This is a genomic window from Cognatishimia sp. SS12 (assembly GCF_028369055.1).
GTDB lineage: Bacteria > Pseudomonadota > Alphaproteobacteria > Rhodobacterales > Rhodobacteraceae > Cognatishimia.
Genome location: NZ_JAQNCZ010000006.1, coordinates 17,743 through 31,469 on the forward strand (window position 1 = coordinate 17,743; position 13,727 = coordinate 31,469).

At 62.9% G+C, this 13,727-nt stretch carries 14 protein-coding genes; 11 read left to right on the plus strand and 3 right to left on the minus strand.

Going from position 1 to position 13,727, the window contains the following annotated elements; genetic code table 11:
- Window positions 1–9 precede the first annotated feature (9 nt).
- On the minus strand, window positions 10–1,248 hold the full coding sequence (locus tag N6L24_RS13535; protein ID WP_271845230.1) for an amino acid ABC transporter substrate-binding protein: 1,239 nt from the start codon (window positions 1,246–1,248) through the stop codon (window positions 10–12).
- Window positions 1,249–1,394: 146 nt separating this feature from the next.
- Here N6L24_RS13535 and N6L24_RS13540 point away from each other — a divergent pair, with 146 nt between their 5' ends.
- Window positions 1,395–2,249 (plus strand): helix-turn-helix domain-containing protein, encoded by an 855-nt coding sequence (locus N6L24_RS13540; RefSeq protein ID WP_271845231.1) that lies wholly within the window; start codon window positions 1,395–1,397, stop codon window positions 2,247–2,249.
- 12 nt (window positions 2,250–2,261) lie between these two features.
- On the opposite strand, the gene pcaQ is transcribed toward N6L24_RS13540, so the two are convergent.
- Window positions 2,262–3,179: a pca operon transcription factor PcaQ gene (pcaQ, locus tag N6L24_RS13545; RefSeq protein ID WP_334312326.1), complete on the minus strand. Its 918-nt coding sequence runs from the start codon at window positions 3,177–3,179 to the stop codon at window positions 2,262–2,264.
- 90 nt (window positions 3,180–3,269) lie between these two features.
- On the opposite strand from pcaQ, the gene pobA reads away from it, so the two are divergent.
- Genes pobA through N6L24_RS13580 form a run of 7 tightly spaced genes read left to right on the plus strand, consistent with a single transcriptional unit; the run spans window position 3,270 to window position 8,851 of the window.
- Window positions 3,270–4,439 (plus strand): 4-hydroxybenzoate 3-monooxygenase, encoded by a 1,170-nt coding sequence (gene pobA / locus N6L24_RS13550; protein WP_271845232.1) that lies wholly within the window; start codon window positions 3,270–3,272, stop codon window positions 4,437–4,439.
- Window positions 4,439–5,221, plus strand: a complete 783-nt coding sequence (gene pcaD / locus N6L24_RS13555) for a 3-oxoadipate enol-lactonase (protein ID WP_271845233.1) — start codon at window positions 4,439–4,441, stop codon at window positions 5,219–5,221. The genes pobA and pcaD overlap by 1 nt, the downstream gene beginning before the upstream one ends.
- Window positions 5,221–5,604 carry a 4-carboxymuconolactone decarboxylase gene (pcaC, locus tag N6L24_RS13560; RefSeq protein ID WP_271845234.1) on the plus strand — a complete coding sequence of 128 codons (384 nt, stop codon included), beginning with the start codon at window positions 5,221–5,223 and terminating at the stop codon, window positions 5,602–5,604. Before pcaD ends, pcaC begins: the two co-directional genes overlap by 1 nt.
- Window positions 5,597–6,322 carry a protocatechuate 3,4-dioxygenase subunit beta gene (gene pcaH, locus N6L24_RS13565; protein ID WP_271845235.1) on the plus strand — a complete coding sequence of 242 codons (726 nt, stop codon included), beginning with the start codon at window positions 5,597–5,599 and terminating at the stop codon, window positions 6,320–6,322. Before pcaC ends, pcaH begins: the two co-directional genes overlap by 8 nt.
- Window positions 6,322–6,927 carry a protocatechuate 3,4-dioxygenase subunit alpha gene (gene pcaG, locus N6L24_RS13570; RefSeq protein WP_271845236.1) on the plus strand — a complete coding sequence of 202 codons (606 nt, stop codon included), beginning with the start codon at window positions 6,322–6,324 and terminating at the stop codon, window positions 6,925–6,927. Before pcaH ends, pcaG begins: the two co-directional genes overlap by 1 nt.
- Window positions 6,920–7,774 carry a 3-keto-5-aminohexanoate cleavage protein gene (locus N6L24_RS13575; RefSeq protein WP_271845237.1) on the plus strand — a complete coding sequence of 285 codons (855 nt, stop codon included), beginning with the start codon at window positions 6,920–6,922 and terminating at the stop codon, window positions 7,772–7,774. Before pcaG ends, N6L24_RS13575 begins: the two co-directional genes overlap by 8 nt.
- 9 nt (window positions 7,775–7,783) lie before the next feature.
- The gene (locus N6L24_RS13580; protein ID WP_271845238.1) at window positions 7,784–8,851 is read left to right on the plus strand and encodes a 3-carboxy-cis,cis-muconate cycloisomerase; all 1,068 of its coding nucleotides are present in this window, start codon (window positions 7,784–7,786) and stop codon (window positions 8,849–8,851) included.
- A gap of 18 nt (window positions 8,852–8,869) precedes the next feature.
- Here N6L24_RS13580 and N6L24_RS13585 read toward each other — a convergent pair whose 3' ends face one another.
- Complete coding sequence (locus tag N6L24_RS13585; RefSeq protein ID WP_271845239.1) at window positions 8,870–9,352, minus strand: MarR family winged helix-turn-helix transcriptional regulator; 483 nt, start codon at window positions 9,350–9,352, stop codon at window positions 8,870–8,872.
- 191 nt (window positions 9,353–9,543) lie between these two features.
- Here N6L24_RS13585 and N6L24_RS13590 point away from each other — a divergent pair, with 191 nt between their 5' ends.
- From N6L24_RS13590 to N6L24_RS13600, 3 genes are all read left to right on the plus strand, one after another.
- Window positions 9,544–11,265, plus strand: a complete 1,722-nt coding sequence (locus N6L24_RS13590) for a sensor histidine kinase (RefSeq protein ID WP_271845240.1) — start codon at window positions 9,544–9,546, stop codon at window positions 11,263–11,265.
- A complete protein-coding gene (locus tag N6L24_RS13595) occupies window positions 11,262–12,554 on the plus strand; it encodes a sigma-54-dependent transcriptional regulator (RefSeq protein WP_271845241.1) in 1,293 nt (430 codons plus the stop codon). The genes N6L24_RS13590 and N6L24_RS13595 overlap by 4 nt, the downstream gene beginning before the upstream one ends.
- A 110-nt stretch (window positions 12,555–12,664) precedes the next feature.
- Window positions 12,665–13,675: a C4-dicarboxylate TRAP transporter substrate-binding protein gene (locus N6L24_RS13600; RefSeq protein ID WP_271845242.1), complete on the plus strand. Its 1,011-nt coding sequence runs from the start codon at window positions 12,665–12,667 to the stop codon at window positions 13,673–13,675.
- Window positions 13,676–13,727 lie beyond the last annotated feature (52 nt).

Here is a 13,727-nt window from a genome sequence, read left to right on the forward strand (position 1 = left end):
CGATCTGACTTATTGCCAGGCGGGTTTTGGCAATTGTACCGTGCCGGCCCCGGCGCGGTCTTCGGGGGACAGGGCGACAAATTCGCCATCCTGCCACTGGCCCGCCCACCAGATGTTGCGCAGCTGATTGTCTTCCAGCTTGGTCTCGCCCAGCACGGTGTCAAACGTGCCTGTCGACAGTTCCTTGGCAATGGCGGCGCGATCCAGACCAACGCGGGCAATCGCCTCTTCCAGCATCTGCAGGCTTGCATAGATCAGCACGCTGCCCCAGTAATCCGGCGCGCGGCCCAGAACCTCTTCGTGGCGCTGGCGATATTCCGCGTTTGCCGCGTTGTTAGGGTCGATGCCGCCCAGGCTCATCACGCCTTCCATCTGCCCACCCGAGATATTCTTGTAGACCGGGAAGCCCGCGCCCACACCCAGGTAGAAGACCGACGGATTATAGCTGGCGACCTGCGCCTGTTTGGTCAGCGCAAAGGTGTGCGGCGGATAGGAAAACGCCACAAATGTATCCGCGCCCGAGGCTTTGGCCTCGCTCAGGATCGTGGAGAAATCCGAGGTGCCGGGTGGAAAGCTCTTGTCATATTCGATCTCAAAGCCGGCCTCTTCAAAGCTGGGGCGCGCCGCTTTGACCAGGTCGATGCCAAAGCCATCGGCGACCGAGATCATGGCGATCTTGTTGTTGATCTTGCCGTCGGCCTTGGCCGATTGCAGCACCGAGGCCAGCGCCGTGGCATAGTCATGACCACCGCCCATGAACCAAAAGCTGGTGTCCCAGCGTTTGACAAAATCAGGGGCCTTGTCCGTCACCGCGGCCCCGGCGAGATGCGGGTAGCCATGGCGCGCCATCAGCGGGGCAACCGCCAGGTTAAACCCGGTGCCCCAGGGCGGCAGGATCAGATCGACCTTGTCCTGTGTGGCCAGACGCTCCACCGCGCGCACCACCTCTTCGGCAGAGGAGCGGTCGTCATAGGCCGTAACCTCGATCGGCAGGCGGCTGCCATCGGGCAGGGCCAGACCGCCCTTGGCGTTCACTTCGTTGACCCAAAGCTCATAGTTGGGCGTCACGGTCATATTGGCACCGCCCGCGTTGGGGCCGGTCGCCGAGACCGCATAGCCGATCCGCACCGATGTGCGGTCTTGTGCCTGCACGGCGGTGAACGCGCCTGCGCTGACAGTGGCGGCCAGACCCAGCGCGCCCATAGCGCGCGCAATCCAGGTGCCAGATTTGAATGATTTCGTTCGCATAAAACATCCTCCCAAATGTCGGCCAGCCACAGATTCTCCGATCTGCGGGGCCAGATCTTCAGCCTAGAGAGGGAATTCCGGCAAAATAATAGACATTTTGAAGGAATGATTGTACATTTGACGGGTTTTTGAGGGGGCGGAGCAGCATGCACAACCAAGTTCTTCAGGCTGAGCGGTTGAAAAGCGCGCTCACCCGATCTGAGTTTTCGCTGCAGGGCGCGCGCTCTTATCTGGTGGTGCTGGCCTCAGGCTCTGCGGCGCTGGAGGCGGGCGAAGAAGTGATCCCCCTGACCGCCCCCTGCATGATCTGGGCCCCTTCGCTGAGTGCGGCCCGCCTGCGCATTGCCGCCGGCGCGCGCGGGTTTTTGCTGCGCGTGCCCGAGGCGATGCTGGGGCGGGCGATCCCCAGTGGGGCGATTTCATCCAATGTGCGCTACGCGATCTCCCAGCGCATCATTGCGCCCGCGCTCAGCAAGGCGGATCTTGGCAAACTGCAGACGTTGTTTGACGAAATTGAACATGAGCTTTTTCAGAATGACACTGGCGCCGAGGCGGTGATGGATCATTGCCTGTCGCTGCTTTTGATCCGCATATGGCGGCTCTCCAATCCGGCACCGGGCAAGGCGGGGCGGCTACCGCGCAAGGTGGCGCATGATTTCTTTGCCCTGGTCGAATTGCATCTGCATCATCACTGGCCGGTCAGCCGCTATGCCCAACATCTGGGCGTTTCGCGCGACCGGCTGAACGCGATTGTGCGCCGCACGATTAACAATTCGCCGCATGGCTATGTGCAGCAGCGGATCATCAGCGACGCCAAGCGGCTTTTGATCGAATCCGATTTGCAGGTCTCTGAAATCGCCTATCGGCTCGGTTTCAGCGATGCGGCCTATTTCAACCGCTTCTTTCAGCGCCACACCGATGTGCCGCCCGGCCAGTTCCGCCTGCGCTTCAAAGAGGACACCCCCGCAGAAAGCACACAGACCTATGCGGCCTGGCCCTGAGCGGCGCGGCCCTCAGGCGGTCAACCCCTGGCGTTTGACCACGCGCTCCATGGCGATCTTGAACATTTGCTGCAAGGGCGAGCTGCCGTCATCGGGCCGCGTCATCAGCCCCACAGGGCCTTTGGTCAATCCCATGTCAAAGGGCAGGCAGGTCAGATGCCCATCGGCCATTTCATTGGCAACCACCCCTTTGGAGATCACCCAGATCGCATCCGTCTTGCGGGTATAGACCCGGCCAAAGGCCCCGGAGACGGTTTCAATGCGGTTGGGAAACTCTGCAATCCCGTGGCTCAGCAGATAGCGGTCGGCAGAGGATCGGATGGCCGCGCCCTGCGGCGGATAAAGCACCTGCCACTCGCCCAGACGGTGCAGCGCCGGGGCGGTCAGGATCGGATGGCCCGCGCGCACCACAAAGGCCACTTCGTCACTGTAAAGCTGGGTAAAGGTGACGCCCCCCATCGAGCTTGGCTCGCCAAGGCGGCCAATCACCGCGTCCAGTTCGCCCAGTTTCAGCCGGTCCATCAAATAGGGGTGCGGCCCATCGACAATCCGCAGCACCGCATCGGGGGCCAGGGCAGAAAACTCGGCCACCACCTCGGGCATCACCGAGGCCGCCACCGAGGGCAGGGCACCAATGGTCAGGCGGCGCTGCTGCGCCAGATGGGCCTGCTCGATCCCGTCAAAGCCGCGCTGCAAATTCGCCATCGCCATCTGCGCGTAATGCAGGAAAATATCGCCCTGCCGTGTTAACATCACCCCGGCGCGGCTGCGCTGCATCAATGACGCCCCCAGAATATCCTCCAGCTCCTTCAGCGATTTTGAGATCGCCGGCTGGGTCAGGAAAAGCTTTTCCGCCGCCGTCTTAAGGCTGCCCGCGCGGGCAATTTCCACAAAGCTTTCCAGGTGGCGCAATTTGATCCGGCGGTCCAAGATACTTTCCTTTTCTGGCAACTATTCGGCAAAATTAGTCATTTTACTTGCCAAAAACAATCAGTCAAATTGGATGGAAGGGAGGCTGCCATGAAAACACAGGTTGCGATTATCGGGGGCGGGCCCTCCGGGTTGCTCTTGGGGCAGCTGCTGCATCGGCGCGGCATTGACACTGTGGTGCTGGAGCGCAAGACCAAAGCCCATGTCTTGTCGCGCATTCGCGCCGGGGTGCTGGAACGCGGCCTTGCGGCGCTGATGCGCGAGGCGGGCGTGGCCGAGCGAATGGATCGAGAGGCCATCCGCCATGACGGTGCCCTGATTGCCTATGGCGAAGACAGCTTCCGGCTTGATTTCACCCAGCGCGCCGGCCACTCGGTGCTGGTTTATGGGCAGACCGAAATCACTCGCGATCTCTATGACGCCCGCGAGGCCGCTGGCGCGCCGCTGGAATTTGAGGTCGAGGATGTCGAGATTCACGGCGCAGATACCGATGCCCCCTCTGTGCGTTATAGCGTCAATGGGCAGCCGCGGCAGATCGACTGTGATTTTGTCGCCGGATGTGACGGCTTTCACGGGGTCAGCCGCAAGACCATCCCCGACCATCTGCGCCGCGAATATGAAAAGGTTTATCCCTTTGGCTGGCTGGGCATTCTCAGCGAAACGCCCCCGGTGCACGATGAGCTGATCTATGCCAGCACCGATCGTGGCTTTGCGCTGTGCTCCATGCGCAACCCGAACCTCAGCCGCTATTACATTCAGTGCTCGCTTTATGACAATCCCGAGGACTGGACCGACAAGGCCTTTTGGGAGGAACTAAAGCTGCGCCTGCCCCGCCGATTTGCCGACAGTCTGGTGACGGGGCCAAGCATCGAAAAATCCATCGCGCCGCTGCGCTCTTTCGTGACCGAACCGATGCGCTGGGGGCGGCTGTTTTTATGCGGCGATGCGGCGCATATCGTGCCGCCGACCGGGGCCAAGGGGCTGAACACCGCCGCTTCGGATGTGCATTACCTTTATCATGGCCTGCGCGATTTTTACGAAAACAACAGCACCGAGGGCATCGACCGCTATTCGGAAAAGGCGCTGAGGCGGGTCTGGAAGGCCGAGCGCTTCAGCTGGTGGTTCAGCGCGCTGATGCACCGGTTCCCGGGCCAGAACATGTTTGACACCAAAATGCAGATCGCCGAGCTGGATTTTCTGCGCAGCAATGCTGCCGCCCAATCCGCCATGGCCGAAAATTATGTGGGGCTGCCGTATTGATGCAGGTATTTGAAACCGGATCCGTCCACTTGCACTGGAGCGAAGCGGGCGACGCCGCGGGCACGCCAGTGGTCTTTATCAACTCGCTGGGCACGGACCTGCGGCTTTGGGATGGGGTGCTGCCGCATCTCGCGCCGGGTCTGCGCGTTCTGCGGTTTGACAAACGCGGCCATGGGCTGTCGTCCTGCCCACCTGCACCCTATGCGCTGGCTGATCTGGTGGCGGATACCGAGGCGCTGCTGGAGGCGCGTGGCATCCGCAACTGCATTCTTGTCGGCTGCTCCATCGGCGGCATGATGGCCCAGACGCTGGCCGCGCGCCGCCCCGATTTGGTGAGCGCGCTGGTGCTGACAAACACCGCCTCAAAAATCGGCGATGCCGCCAGTTGGCAGGCCCGGATCGCAGCCATCAAGGCCGATGGCCTTGCCAGCATCGCCGAGGGTGTCATGGCGCGCTGGTTCTCGGCGGCCTTCCGCGCCACGCCCGAGCTGGCGCTGTGGCAGACCATGCTGAGCCGCACCCCGCTCGAGGGCTACATCGGCTGCTGTTCTGCCATTGCCGGGGCCGATCTGACCGCGCTTTCCGCCCAGCTGGATCTGCCGGTTCTGGTGATCGCGGGCGGTCAGGACGCCGCCAGCCCGCCAGAGACCGTCCGCGCCATGGCCGAGGCCATTCCCGGCGCAGATTTCAAACTGATCGAACATGTCGGCCATCTGCCCAGCGTCGAAGCGCCAGAGGCCTTGGCCGAAATCCTCAACACATTTATTCAGGAGGTGTCCTAATGTCGGACAAATATACCGCGGGCATGCAGGTGCGGCGGCGCATTTTGGGCGACGCCCATGTGGATCGCGCCGAGGCGGCCAAGACCGATCTTGACCTGCCGTTTCAGGCGCTGATCACCGAAAGCGCCTGGGGCACGGTTTGGGCCAGCGATGCGATCAGCGACCGCGAACGTTCGATGTTGACGCTGGCGCTGTTGGCGGCAACGGGCAATTTTGATGAAATCCCCATGCACATCCGCGCCACGGCCCGCACCGGGGCCAGCAAACAGGACGTGCTGGAAAGCTTTCAGCATGTGGCGATTTACGCCGGGGTGCCGCGCGCCAACCACGCGCTGAAACTGGCCAAACAGACATATAAAGAGATGGAGGCCGCAAATGAGTGACGGCAATTACTTTACCCGGGACCGCAGCTGGCATCCGCCCGCCTATACGCCGAGTTACAAAACCAGCGTGGTCAGATCGCCCAACAAGGCGCTGATTTCCTTTCCCCCAACGCTGAGCGAACAGACCGGCCCGGTCTTTGGCCACAATATTCTGGGCGAGCTGGACAATGATCTGATCCACAATTTTGCCCAACCCGGCGAAAGCGCGATTGGGCAACGCATCATCGTGCACGGACGGGTGCTGGATGAAAACGGGCGCGGCGTACCCGGCGCCCTGGTGGAATTCTGGCAGGCCAATGCCGGCGGGCGCTATCGGCACAAGAAAGAAGGCTACCTTGCGCCGCTCGATCCGAATTTCGGCGGCTGCGGGCGCACCATCACCGACGCCGAGGGCGGCTATCGCTTTCGCACCGTCAAGCCCGGCCCCTATCCCTGGCCCAACCGGCAGAACGACTGGCGCCCGGCGCATATCCATTTTTCGATCTTCGGCTCGGGCTTTGGCCAGCGCCTGATCACCCAAATGTATTTCGAAGGCGATCCGCTGATCTGGCAGTGCCCGATTGTTGATACCATCCCCAGCCGCGAGGCCATCGAAACGCTGATTGCGCCGCTGGACATGGCCAATACCATTCCGATGGATGCGCGCGCCTATAAATTTGACATCGTGCTGCGCGGGCGGCGCTCGACCATGTTTGAAAACCGGCCGGAGGGCAACTGATGCAAAAGCTCAACCTATTAAAAGAAAGCCCCAGCCAGACCGCAGGCCCCTATGTGCATATCGGCTGCGTGCCGAATTTTTCCGGCATCCACGGCGTGTACCCCGAAGATCTGGGCGCGGTCATGCGCCGCGAGGGGGCCAAGGGGCAGCCGATCACCATCAAGGGCGCGGTCTGGGATGGCACCGGTACACCGCTGAAAGATGCACTGGTCGAGGTCTGGCAGCCCGATGCCGACGGGATTTTCACCTCGGGCGATCCGCGCGGCGCGGGCGATCCCAACTTTTCCGGCTGGGGCCGTTTTGCCGGCGATTATGACACCGGCGAATGGGCCTTTGAGACGGTGAAACCCGGCCCCGTGCCTTTCCCGGATGGCCGCATGCAGGCGCCCAATATCACCTTTTGGGTGGTCGCGCGCGGCATCAACATCGGCTTGCAGACCCGCATGTATTTCCCCGATGAGGACAACAGCGCCGATCCGGTGCTAGGGCGGATGGAGCATAAGAACCGCGTGCCCACCCTGATTGCGCAAAAGGAGTCCGAGGGCGTCTACCGCTTTGACATCCGCCTGCAAGGCCATAAGGAAACGGTGTTTTTTGATGTCTGATCCTGCCAGCAAACCCTGCATCATCTGCGTGGCCATCACCGGCTCTTTGCCGACCAAGGCCCATAACCCCGCGGTGCCGATCAGCATCGACGAACAGATCGAAAGCACCCAGGCGGCCTTTGAGGCCGGGGCCAGCATCGCGCATTGCCATGTGCGCAATCCCGATGAAACCCCCTCGTCTGATCCAGAGCGGTTCGCGCGTCTGATGGAAGGGCTGCACCGCCATTGCCCCGGCATGATCGTGCAGCTGTCCACCGGCGGGCGCTCGGGCGCGGGCAAGGCGCGGGGCGGCATGCTGCCATTGGCGCCGGATATGGCCTCGCTGTCTGTCGGGTCAAATAATTTCCCCACCCGCGTCTATGAAAACCCGCCGGATCTGGTGGACTGGCTGGCCAGCGAAATGCGCCGCTATGACATCAAACCCGAGATCGAGGCCTTTGACCTCAGCCATATTCATCAGGCGGCGGCCATGCATAAGGACGGGCGCATTCCCGGCCCGCTTTATGTGCAATTCGTGATGGGGGTGAAAAACGCCATGCCGGTGGATCGCGATGTGTTTGCCTATTACATCAAGACGGTCAACCGTCTGACCCCGGATGCGCAATGGTGCGCCGCCGGCATTGGCCGCCATCAGCTGACGGTGAATGAATGGGCCATTGCCGCCGGTGGGCACACCCGAACCGGCCTTGAGGACAACGTGCGCCTGGACCGCGATCACCTGGCCCCCTCCAATGCCGCTTTGGTGGCGCGGGCGGCTGAGCTTTGCGAAAAATACCAGCGCCCGGTGGCCACCTGGCAAGAAGCGCGCGACATTCTAGGGGTACCGATGCGCGCCGCCGCAAGCTAGGGTCGTGACATGAGCGCTGATGTTTTTTCCCACCCTTGGCTTGGGGCGCTGTTTGGCGATGCCGAAATTGCAGCGCTGCTCAGCGCCGAGGCGACGCTGAGCCATATGCTGGCCACCGAAGCTGCCTATGCGCGTGCGCTTGGCGCCGTGGGGCTTGTTCCATCTGATCTGGCCGAAGCGGCGGCGCAGCAGATCACGCAGTTTGTGCCCGATGGGGCAGATCTGGCCCGGGGCATGGCGCAGGATGGCGTGGTTGTCCCGGCGCTGATCGCGCAGTTGCGCGCCGCTTTGCCAGAGCCGCTGCAGGGCGCGCTACATCGCGGCATGACCTCGCAGGATGTGATGGACACCAGCCTGATGCTGTCGCTGGTGCCGGTTCTGGAGCTGATGGGCCAGCGCATCACCACGCTGCAAGCCACCTTGGCCGATCTGGACCGGCAGCATGGGCGCAACACCATGACGGGGCGCACGCGGATGCAATTGGCCCTGCCAATCACCGTGGGCGACCGGCTGGCGACCTGGACCGCGCCGCTGGCACCCTTGGCGCAGCGCCTGTCTGATCTTGCCGACACCCTGCCGCGGCTGCAACTGGGCGGGCCGGTGGGCAACCGCGACAGTTTTCAGGGCAAAGCCGATGACATCGCCACGCATATGGCAGCCAATCTGGGCCTGAAGGCCCCCGACGCCGCCTGGCACAGCACCCGCAGCGCGCTGGCTGACTGGGGCCATTGGCTCGCCACGCTCAGCGGGCATCTGGGCAAGATCGGGCAGGATATCACCCTGATGGCGCAGCAGGGAATTGACGAGGTTCAACTGTCGGCTGGCGGCGGCTCCTCAGCGATGCCGCACAAACAGAACCCGGTGCAGGCCGAGACTTTGGTGACGCTGGGGCGCTATAATGCGGTGCAGATATCCGGGCTGCACCACGCCCTGCTGCATGAACAAGAACGCTCCGGCGCGGCTTGGGCGCTGGAATGGATGATCCTGCCGGGCATGATGATGGCAAGCGGGCGGGCGCTGACGCTGGCGCAGGATCTCTGCACCTCGATCCAGCACATCGGCGCGCGCGCGCCTTAGCCCCGAATTAGCCTCGAATTAGCCCTGGACGTTGGGTTCGGTCTGCGCCAGCAGCTGGTCGGCCAGACCGATGGAGCGATCCAGAAGGCTTTTGAAATCCTGAAATTCGCGGTCGGAAAACAGGGCGCGGAATTCCTGGGTGATCCCCTGGGCTGTCGGCCAGATCTCCTCGACCATGGCGATGCCCGCCGGGGTCAGCGACAGCACGTGCCGCCGCTTGTCGGCCCGGTCCTGACTGCGCAGGATCAGCCCACGTTTCAGCAGGCGCGCCGCCGTGCGGCTGGCATGGGCCGGATCCAGCGCCGCGCGTTCGGTGATGGCGCGCAGATGCTGATCGCCATGGCGCGCCAGCGACAACAGAATGCGCCATTCCTGCAATTGCAAACGGGCCGGACGCAGCGCCCGCCGCTGCATCAGCAATTGCAGCTTCACCGCCATTTTCAGCGCGCGCACATTGATAAAATCATCAAAATCATCATCTGAAACAATCGGGGCCGTCATCGCATATCCTTCGCTGCGGCCTGCGCCGCTTTGCCCAAAAAAGACCGTCTCGCGGGATTGTTCAAGCCCCAAGACCTTCGCAGGGCGGTGCTGCGGCAATTTGCATGCCGCGCGGTAGAATTTGCAAATTACAGGCGCGGTTCGTACACCTTGGCCATGACTGTGTTTCTTTTCACACCGGCGCGGCCCCGATGATGTGGCTGACGCGCGCTGCCGCCATCGCGGGATTTGCGGCTGTGGCCTATGGGCTGTTCTGGGGGTCATATCTGCTGTTCAAAACCCAAGAGCTGGAAAAGGCGCAGGCGCGGCTCACGCTCTATAGCAGCGCGGTGCAGGCCGAGCTGGAAAGCTTTGCCCATCTGCCTTTTGTGCTGTCGCTGGATCCGGTGGTCACGCGCACGCTGGCCGGGGCGGACCCAGAGACGCTGAATCAAAGGCTGCGGCGCATTGCCCATAGCGCCGAGGTCGAGGCGATCTATCTGATGGATGCGACCGGGCTGACCATCGCGGCCTCCAACGCCGGGACCGCAGGCAGTTTTCTGGGGCAGAACTATGGCTATCGCCCCTATTTTCAGGCCGCGCTGCGCGGGGAGCTGGGGGAGTTTTACGGCATCGGGGCCACCACCGGCATTCCGGGATATTTCTATGCCATGGCGGTGCAGACCGAGGGCAGCCCCACCGGCGTGATCGCCATCAAGCTGGATCTGGCCAGCCTGCAGGATGGCTGGCAGGCCTCGGGCGAGCGCTTCATGCTCTCCAATGCCAATGGCATTGTGCTTTTGGCGTCCAACCCGGCCTGGCGCTACCGCGTGCTGGCCCCGCTACCGTCCAATACCCAGCGCGCGCTGGCCGCCACGCGGCAATTCGCGGATGAGCCGCTGACCCCGCTGGGCTGGCGCCCGGATGACACGCGGCAGACCGCCACGATTGACGGCGAAAATTTTCTTTACCTGCGCACCGGCGATCTGCCCAATTCCTGGTCGCTGCATTTTCTCATGCCCGATGATGTGGCGCGCACCCGCGCCTGGCTGAGCACCGGCAGCTTTGTACTGGCGGCGGGGGCGCTGCTGTTTGTGTGGCAGCTGCGGCGGGCGCGGCAGGTGCGGCGCGATCTGACACGCTCGGAATCCGAGGAAAGCCAGCTGCGCGCCGCCAATGCGCGACTGGCGGTGGAAATCGAAGAGCGGCGCGCGGCGGAACGCTCGCTCAAAAAAACCCAGGCAGAGCTGGAGCGGGCCGGGCGTCTGGCGGCGCTGGGGCAGCTGGCCTCTTCCGTGACCCATGAGCTGGGCCAGCCGATTGCCGCGATGCGCAACCAATTGGCGGCGGCAGAGCTGTCGGATGGGGCCACGCGGCTAAACGGCAAGATGCAGACGCTGGTCGCGCGGATGGAAGAGATCACGCGGCAGCTCAAATTCTTTTCGCGCAAGGGGCGGGATCAATTCGAAGAGGTCGCCTGCGCGGATGTGATCCGCACGGCGCTGGAACTGCTGGAGCCGAACATCCAGACGCTTGGCGCGCAGGTCCATTTTGATCCGGGACCGGCAGGGGCAACGCTGCTGGGCAACCGCATGCGCCTTGAGCAGGTGGTGACAAATCTGGTCCGCAATGCGCTGGATGCCGTCGAAGGCGGGGCGCAGCGCCAGATCGATATTACCATCGGCGAGGATGCGACGACGCTGTGGATTGAGGTCGCCGACACCGGCCATGGGCTTAGGGACAAGACATTGGACGATCTGCGCGAACCCTTTGCCACCAGCCGCGAAAGCGGCAAGGGCATGGGGCTGGGGCTGACGATTTCAGCCGGGATCATCTCGGATCATGGCGGCGTTCTGACGGCTGATGACCGGCCCGGCGGCGGCGCGATCTTTCGCGCGGTGTTTGAAAAGCAAAAGGAAGAGACCCCCTCATGAGCGACTATCGCGTGTTGATCATCGACGATGACCGCCTGCTGCGCAGCTCGCTGGTGGATCTGATCGAAGCCAAGGGCTGGGTCGCCAAGGATCTGTCCCGCGCCACCGAGGCCGCGCGCTGGATCACCCAGTTCATGCCGGATGTGATCCTCTCGGATGTCTGCATGCCAGAGATGTCCGGCCTTGAGCTGCTGGACAGCCTCACCAACCCGCCGCCTGTGGTGCTGATCTCGGCCCATGGCGATATTCCCATGGCGGTGCAGGCGATGAACAATGGTGCCTATAGCTTTGTGGAAAAGCCCTATGAGCCGGGGCGTCTGCTGACCATCCTCGCCCATGCCGCCGAACAGCACCGGATGCGCGCAAGCAATGCGCGCCTGCGGGCGCGGCTGGGGCAGCTGGCCGGGCTGGATCGCGTTTTGATCGGGCAGACGCCGCCGATGCAAAGCCTGCGCGGCACCATCCAATTGATTGCCGACAAGGACGCCGCCGTGCTGATCCGGGGCGCAACCGGCACCGGCAAAGATCTGGTGGCGCGGGCCTTGCATGATATTTCCCCGCGCTGCAGCGCGCCTTTCATTGCGGTGAACGCCGCCCAGTTCAGCGCCGAGCAATTGCCAATGATCGCCCGCAGCGCCGCAGGCGGCACGCTGTTTCTGGATGAAATCTGCGCCTGCCCGCAGGATGTGCAGGCCAGCCTGCTGCGCCTGATCGAAAGCGGCGAGCTGCTCAGCCCGGATCGTGGCACCCCCGAACAGATCAATCTGCGGGTGCTCTCGGCCACCAATGAAGACACGGCAGAGGCCGTCGAGCAGGGGCGGCTGCGCCAGGATCTGCTGTTCCGGCTGGATGGCTTTCAGCTGCAATTGCCACCGCTCGCGGAGCGGCTGGAAGATGTGCCGCTGCTGGCCACGCATTTTCTGGATCAATTTGCCCAGGGCTATGGGCTGAAATCCCCCGAGGTGCAGGACGACGACCTGCGCGCCCTTCTGGCCCATGACTGGCCCGGCAATGTGCGCGAATTGCGCAATGTCGCGGAGCGGCGGGTGATCATGGCGGGGCAGGGTTGTCAGGGCTTTGCCGAGGTGATGCCCGGCGGGATTTTCGGCCAGTCCACCAAACCCGGCCTGCGCGAGGCGGTGGCCAGTTTTGAACGGCAGCTGATCGCGCGGGCGCTGCAGACCCATGCCGGGCGCATGGATGACGTGGCGCTGGCGCTTGGCATTGGGCGGCGCACACTCAACGACAAAATCGTCAAACTGGGTCTGGACAAAGACGCGCTGCTTTAGCCCTGCGGAAATCCGCAGGCCGCGCGCGGCGCGGCGCGCAAATTCCTTCATGGGTCCATGGCGCGCAAATCTGCTTCACTCCGGGCACAGAGTTTCTGGGAGGAAAACAGATGAGCAAATATCTCAGCCGCGCGGCCGTCGCCGCACTCACCGTGGCCTTTGCCGGCGAAGCCATGGCCACTGAATGGAATGTCTCGCTTTGGGGCAAACGTCGCGCCTTTACCGAACATGTCGAAAAACTGGCCGAGCTGGTCAGCGAAAAAACCGGCGGTGAATTCACCCTGAACATCAGCTATGGCGGCCTCAGCAACAACCGCGAGAACCTGGATGGCATCTCGATCGGGGCCTTTGAGATGGCGCAGTTCTGCGCGGGCTATCACCGTGACAAGAACCCGTCGATCACCGTGCTGGAACTGCCGTTCCTCGGGGTCTCCTCGCTGGAGCAGGAAATTGAATTGTCGATGGCGGTTTATGAACATCCGGCCACCGTCGCTGATCTGGCGCGCTGGAACGCCACGCTGCTGATGCCGTCGCCGCTGCCGCAGTACAATATCGCCGGTGTCGGTGACGCGCCATCAACGCTGGCAGATTTTGAAGGTCTGGCGGTGCGCGCCACCGGCGGCATTGGTGCCGCGATGGAAGCGGTGGGCGCTGTGCCGACCTCTATGTCCGCTTCTGAAGTGCGTCAGGCGATGGACAGCGGCGTGGTCAAAGCCGTCAGTTTTGCCCCCCACGCGCATATGTCCTTTGGCACCATCGAAAATGCCACCTGGTGGACCACCAACCTCAACCCCGGCACGGTGAATTGCCCGGTGGTCGTCAACTCCGATGCCTTGGCAGACCTGAGCGATGATCACCGCGACGCGCTGCTGTCGTCGGTGGATGCGGCGCTGGAGCATTACGTGTCGCATTACAATGGCGCAACCATGGCGGCCTGGGGTCCGGCGCTGGAAGAGCGCGGCATCACGCAGGTGACATTCTCGGATGCTGAAATCGCCGCCTTCAAAGAGGCCGCCGCCGGTCCGGCCGCGAGTGCCTGGATCGAGGCGAACACCGCCGCAGGTCTGCCCGCGCAGGAGCTTTACGATCTTGTCACCGGCATGATCGCAAAGACCAACTAAGCGCTGCGCACCCAAACGGGGCCGCCCCGCCTGCCGTGACAGGGCAGGGGGT

Excerpts from the sequence above, each read along its gene's own strand:
- N6L24_RS13535 (WP_271845230.1), bottom strand. The coding sequence starts at position 1,248 with ATGCGAACGAAATCATTCAAATCTGGCACCTGGATTGCGCGCGCTATG.
- N6L24_RS13600 (WP_271845242.1), top strand. The coding sequence starts at position 12,665 with ATGAGCAAATATCTCAGCCGCGCGGCCGTCGCCGCACTCACCGTGGCC.
- pcaG (WP_271845236.1), top strand. The coding sequence starts at position 6,322 with ATGCAAAAGCTCAACCTATTAAAAGAAAGCCCCAGCCAGACCGCAGGC.
- N6L24_RS13585 (WP_271845239.1), bottom strand. The coding sequence starts at position 9,352 with ATGACGGCCCCGATTGTTTCAGATGATGATTTTGATGATTTTATCAAT.
- pobA (WP_271845232.1), top strand. The coding sequence starts at position 3,270 with ATGAAAACACAGGTTGCGATTATCGGGGGCGGGCCCTCCGGGTTGCTC.
- pcaH (WP_271845235.1), top strand. The coding sequence starts at position 5,597 with ATGAGTGACGGCAATTACTTTACCCGGGACCGCAGCTGGCATCCGCCC.
- pcaC (WP_271845234.1), top strand. The coding sequence starts at position 5,221 with ATGTCGGACAAATATACCGCGGGCATGCAGGTGCGGCGGCGCATTTTG.
- N6L24_RS13575 (WP_271845237.1), top strand. The coding sequence starts at position 6,920 with ATGTCTGATCCTGCCAGCAAACCCTGCATCATCTGCGTGGCCATCACC.
- N6L24_RS13595 (WP_271845241.1), top strand. The coding sequence starts at position 11,262 with ATGAGCGACTATCGCGTGTTGATCATCGACGATGACCGCCTGCTGCGC.
- N6L24_RS13580 (WP_271845238.1), top strand. The coding sequence starts at position 7,784 with ATGAGCGCTGATGTTTTTTCCCACCCTTGGCTTGGGGCGCTGTTTGGC.
- pcaD (WP_271845233.1), top strand. The coding sequence starts at position 4,439 with ATGCAGGTATTTGAAACCGGATCCGTCCACTTGCACTGGAGCGAAGCG.
- N6L24_RS13540 (WP_271845231.1), top strand. The coding sequence starts at position 1,395 with ATGCACAACCAAGTTCTTCAGGCTGAGCGGTTGAAAAGCGCGCTCACC.
- N6L24_RS13590 (WP_271845240.1), top strand. The coding sequence starts at position 9,544 with ATGATGTGGCTGACGCGCGCTGCCGCCATCGCGGGATTTGCGGCTGTG.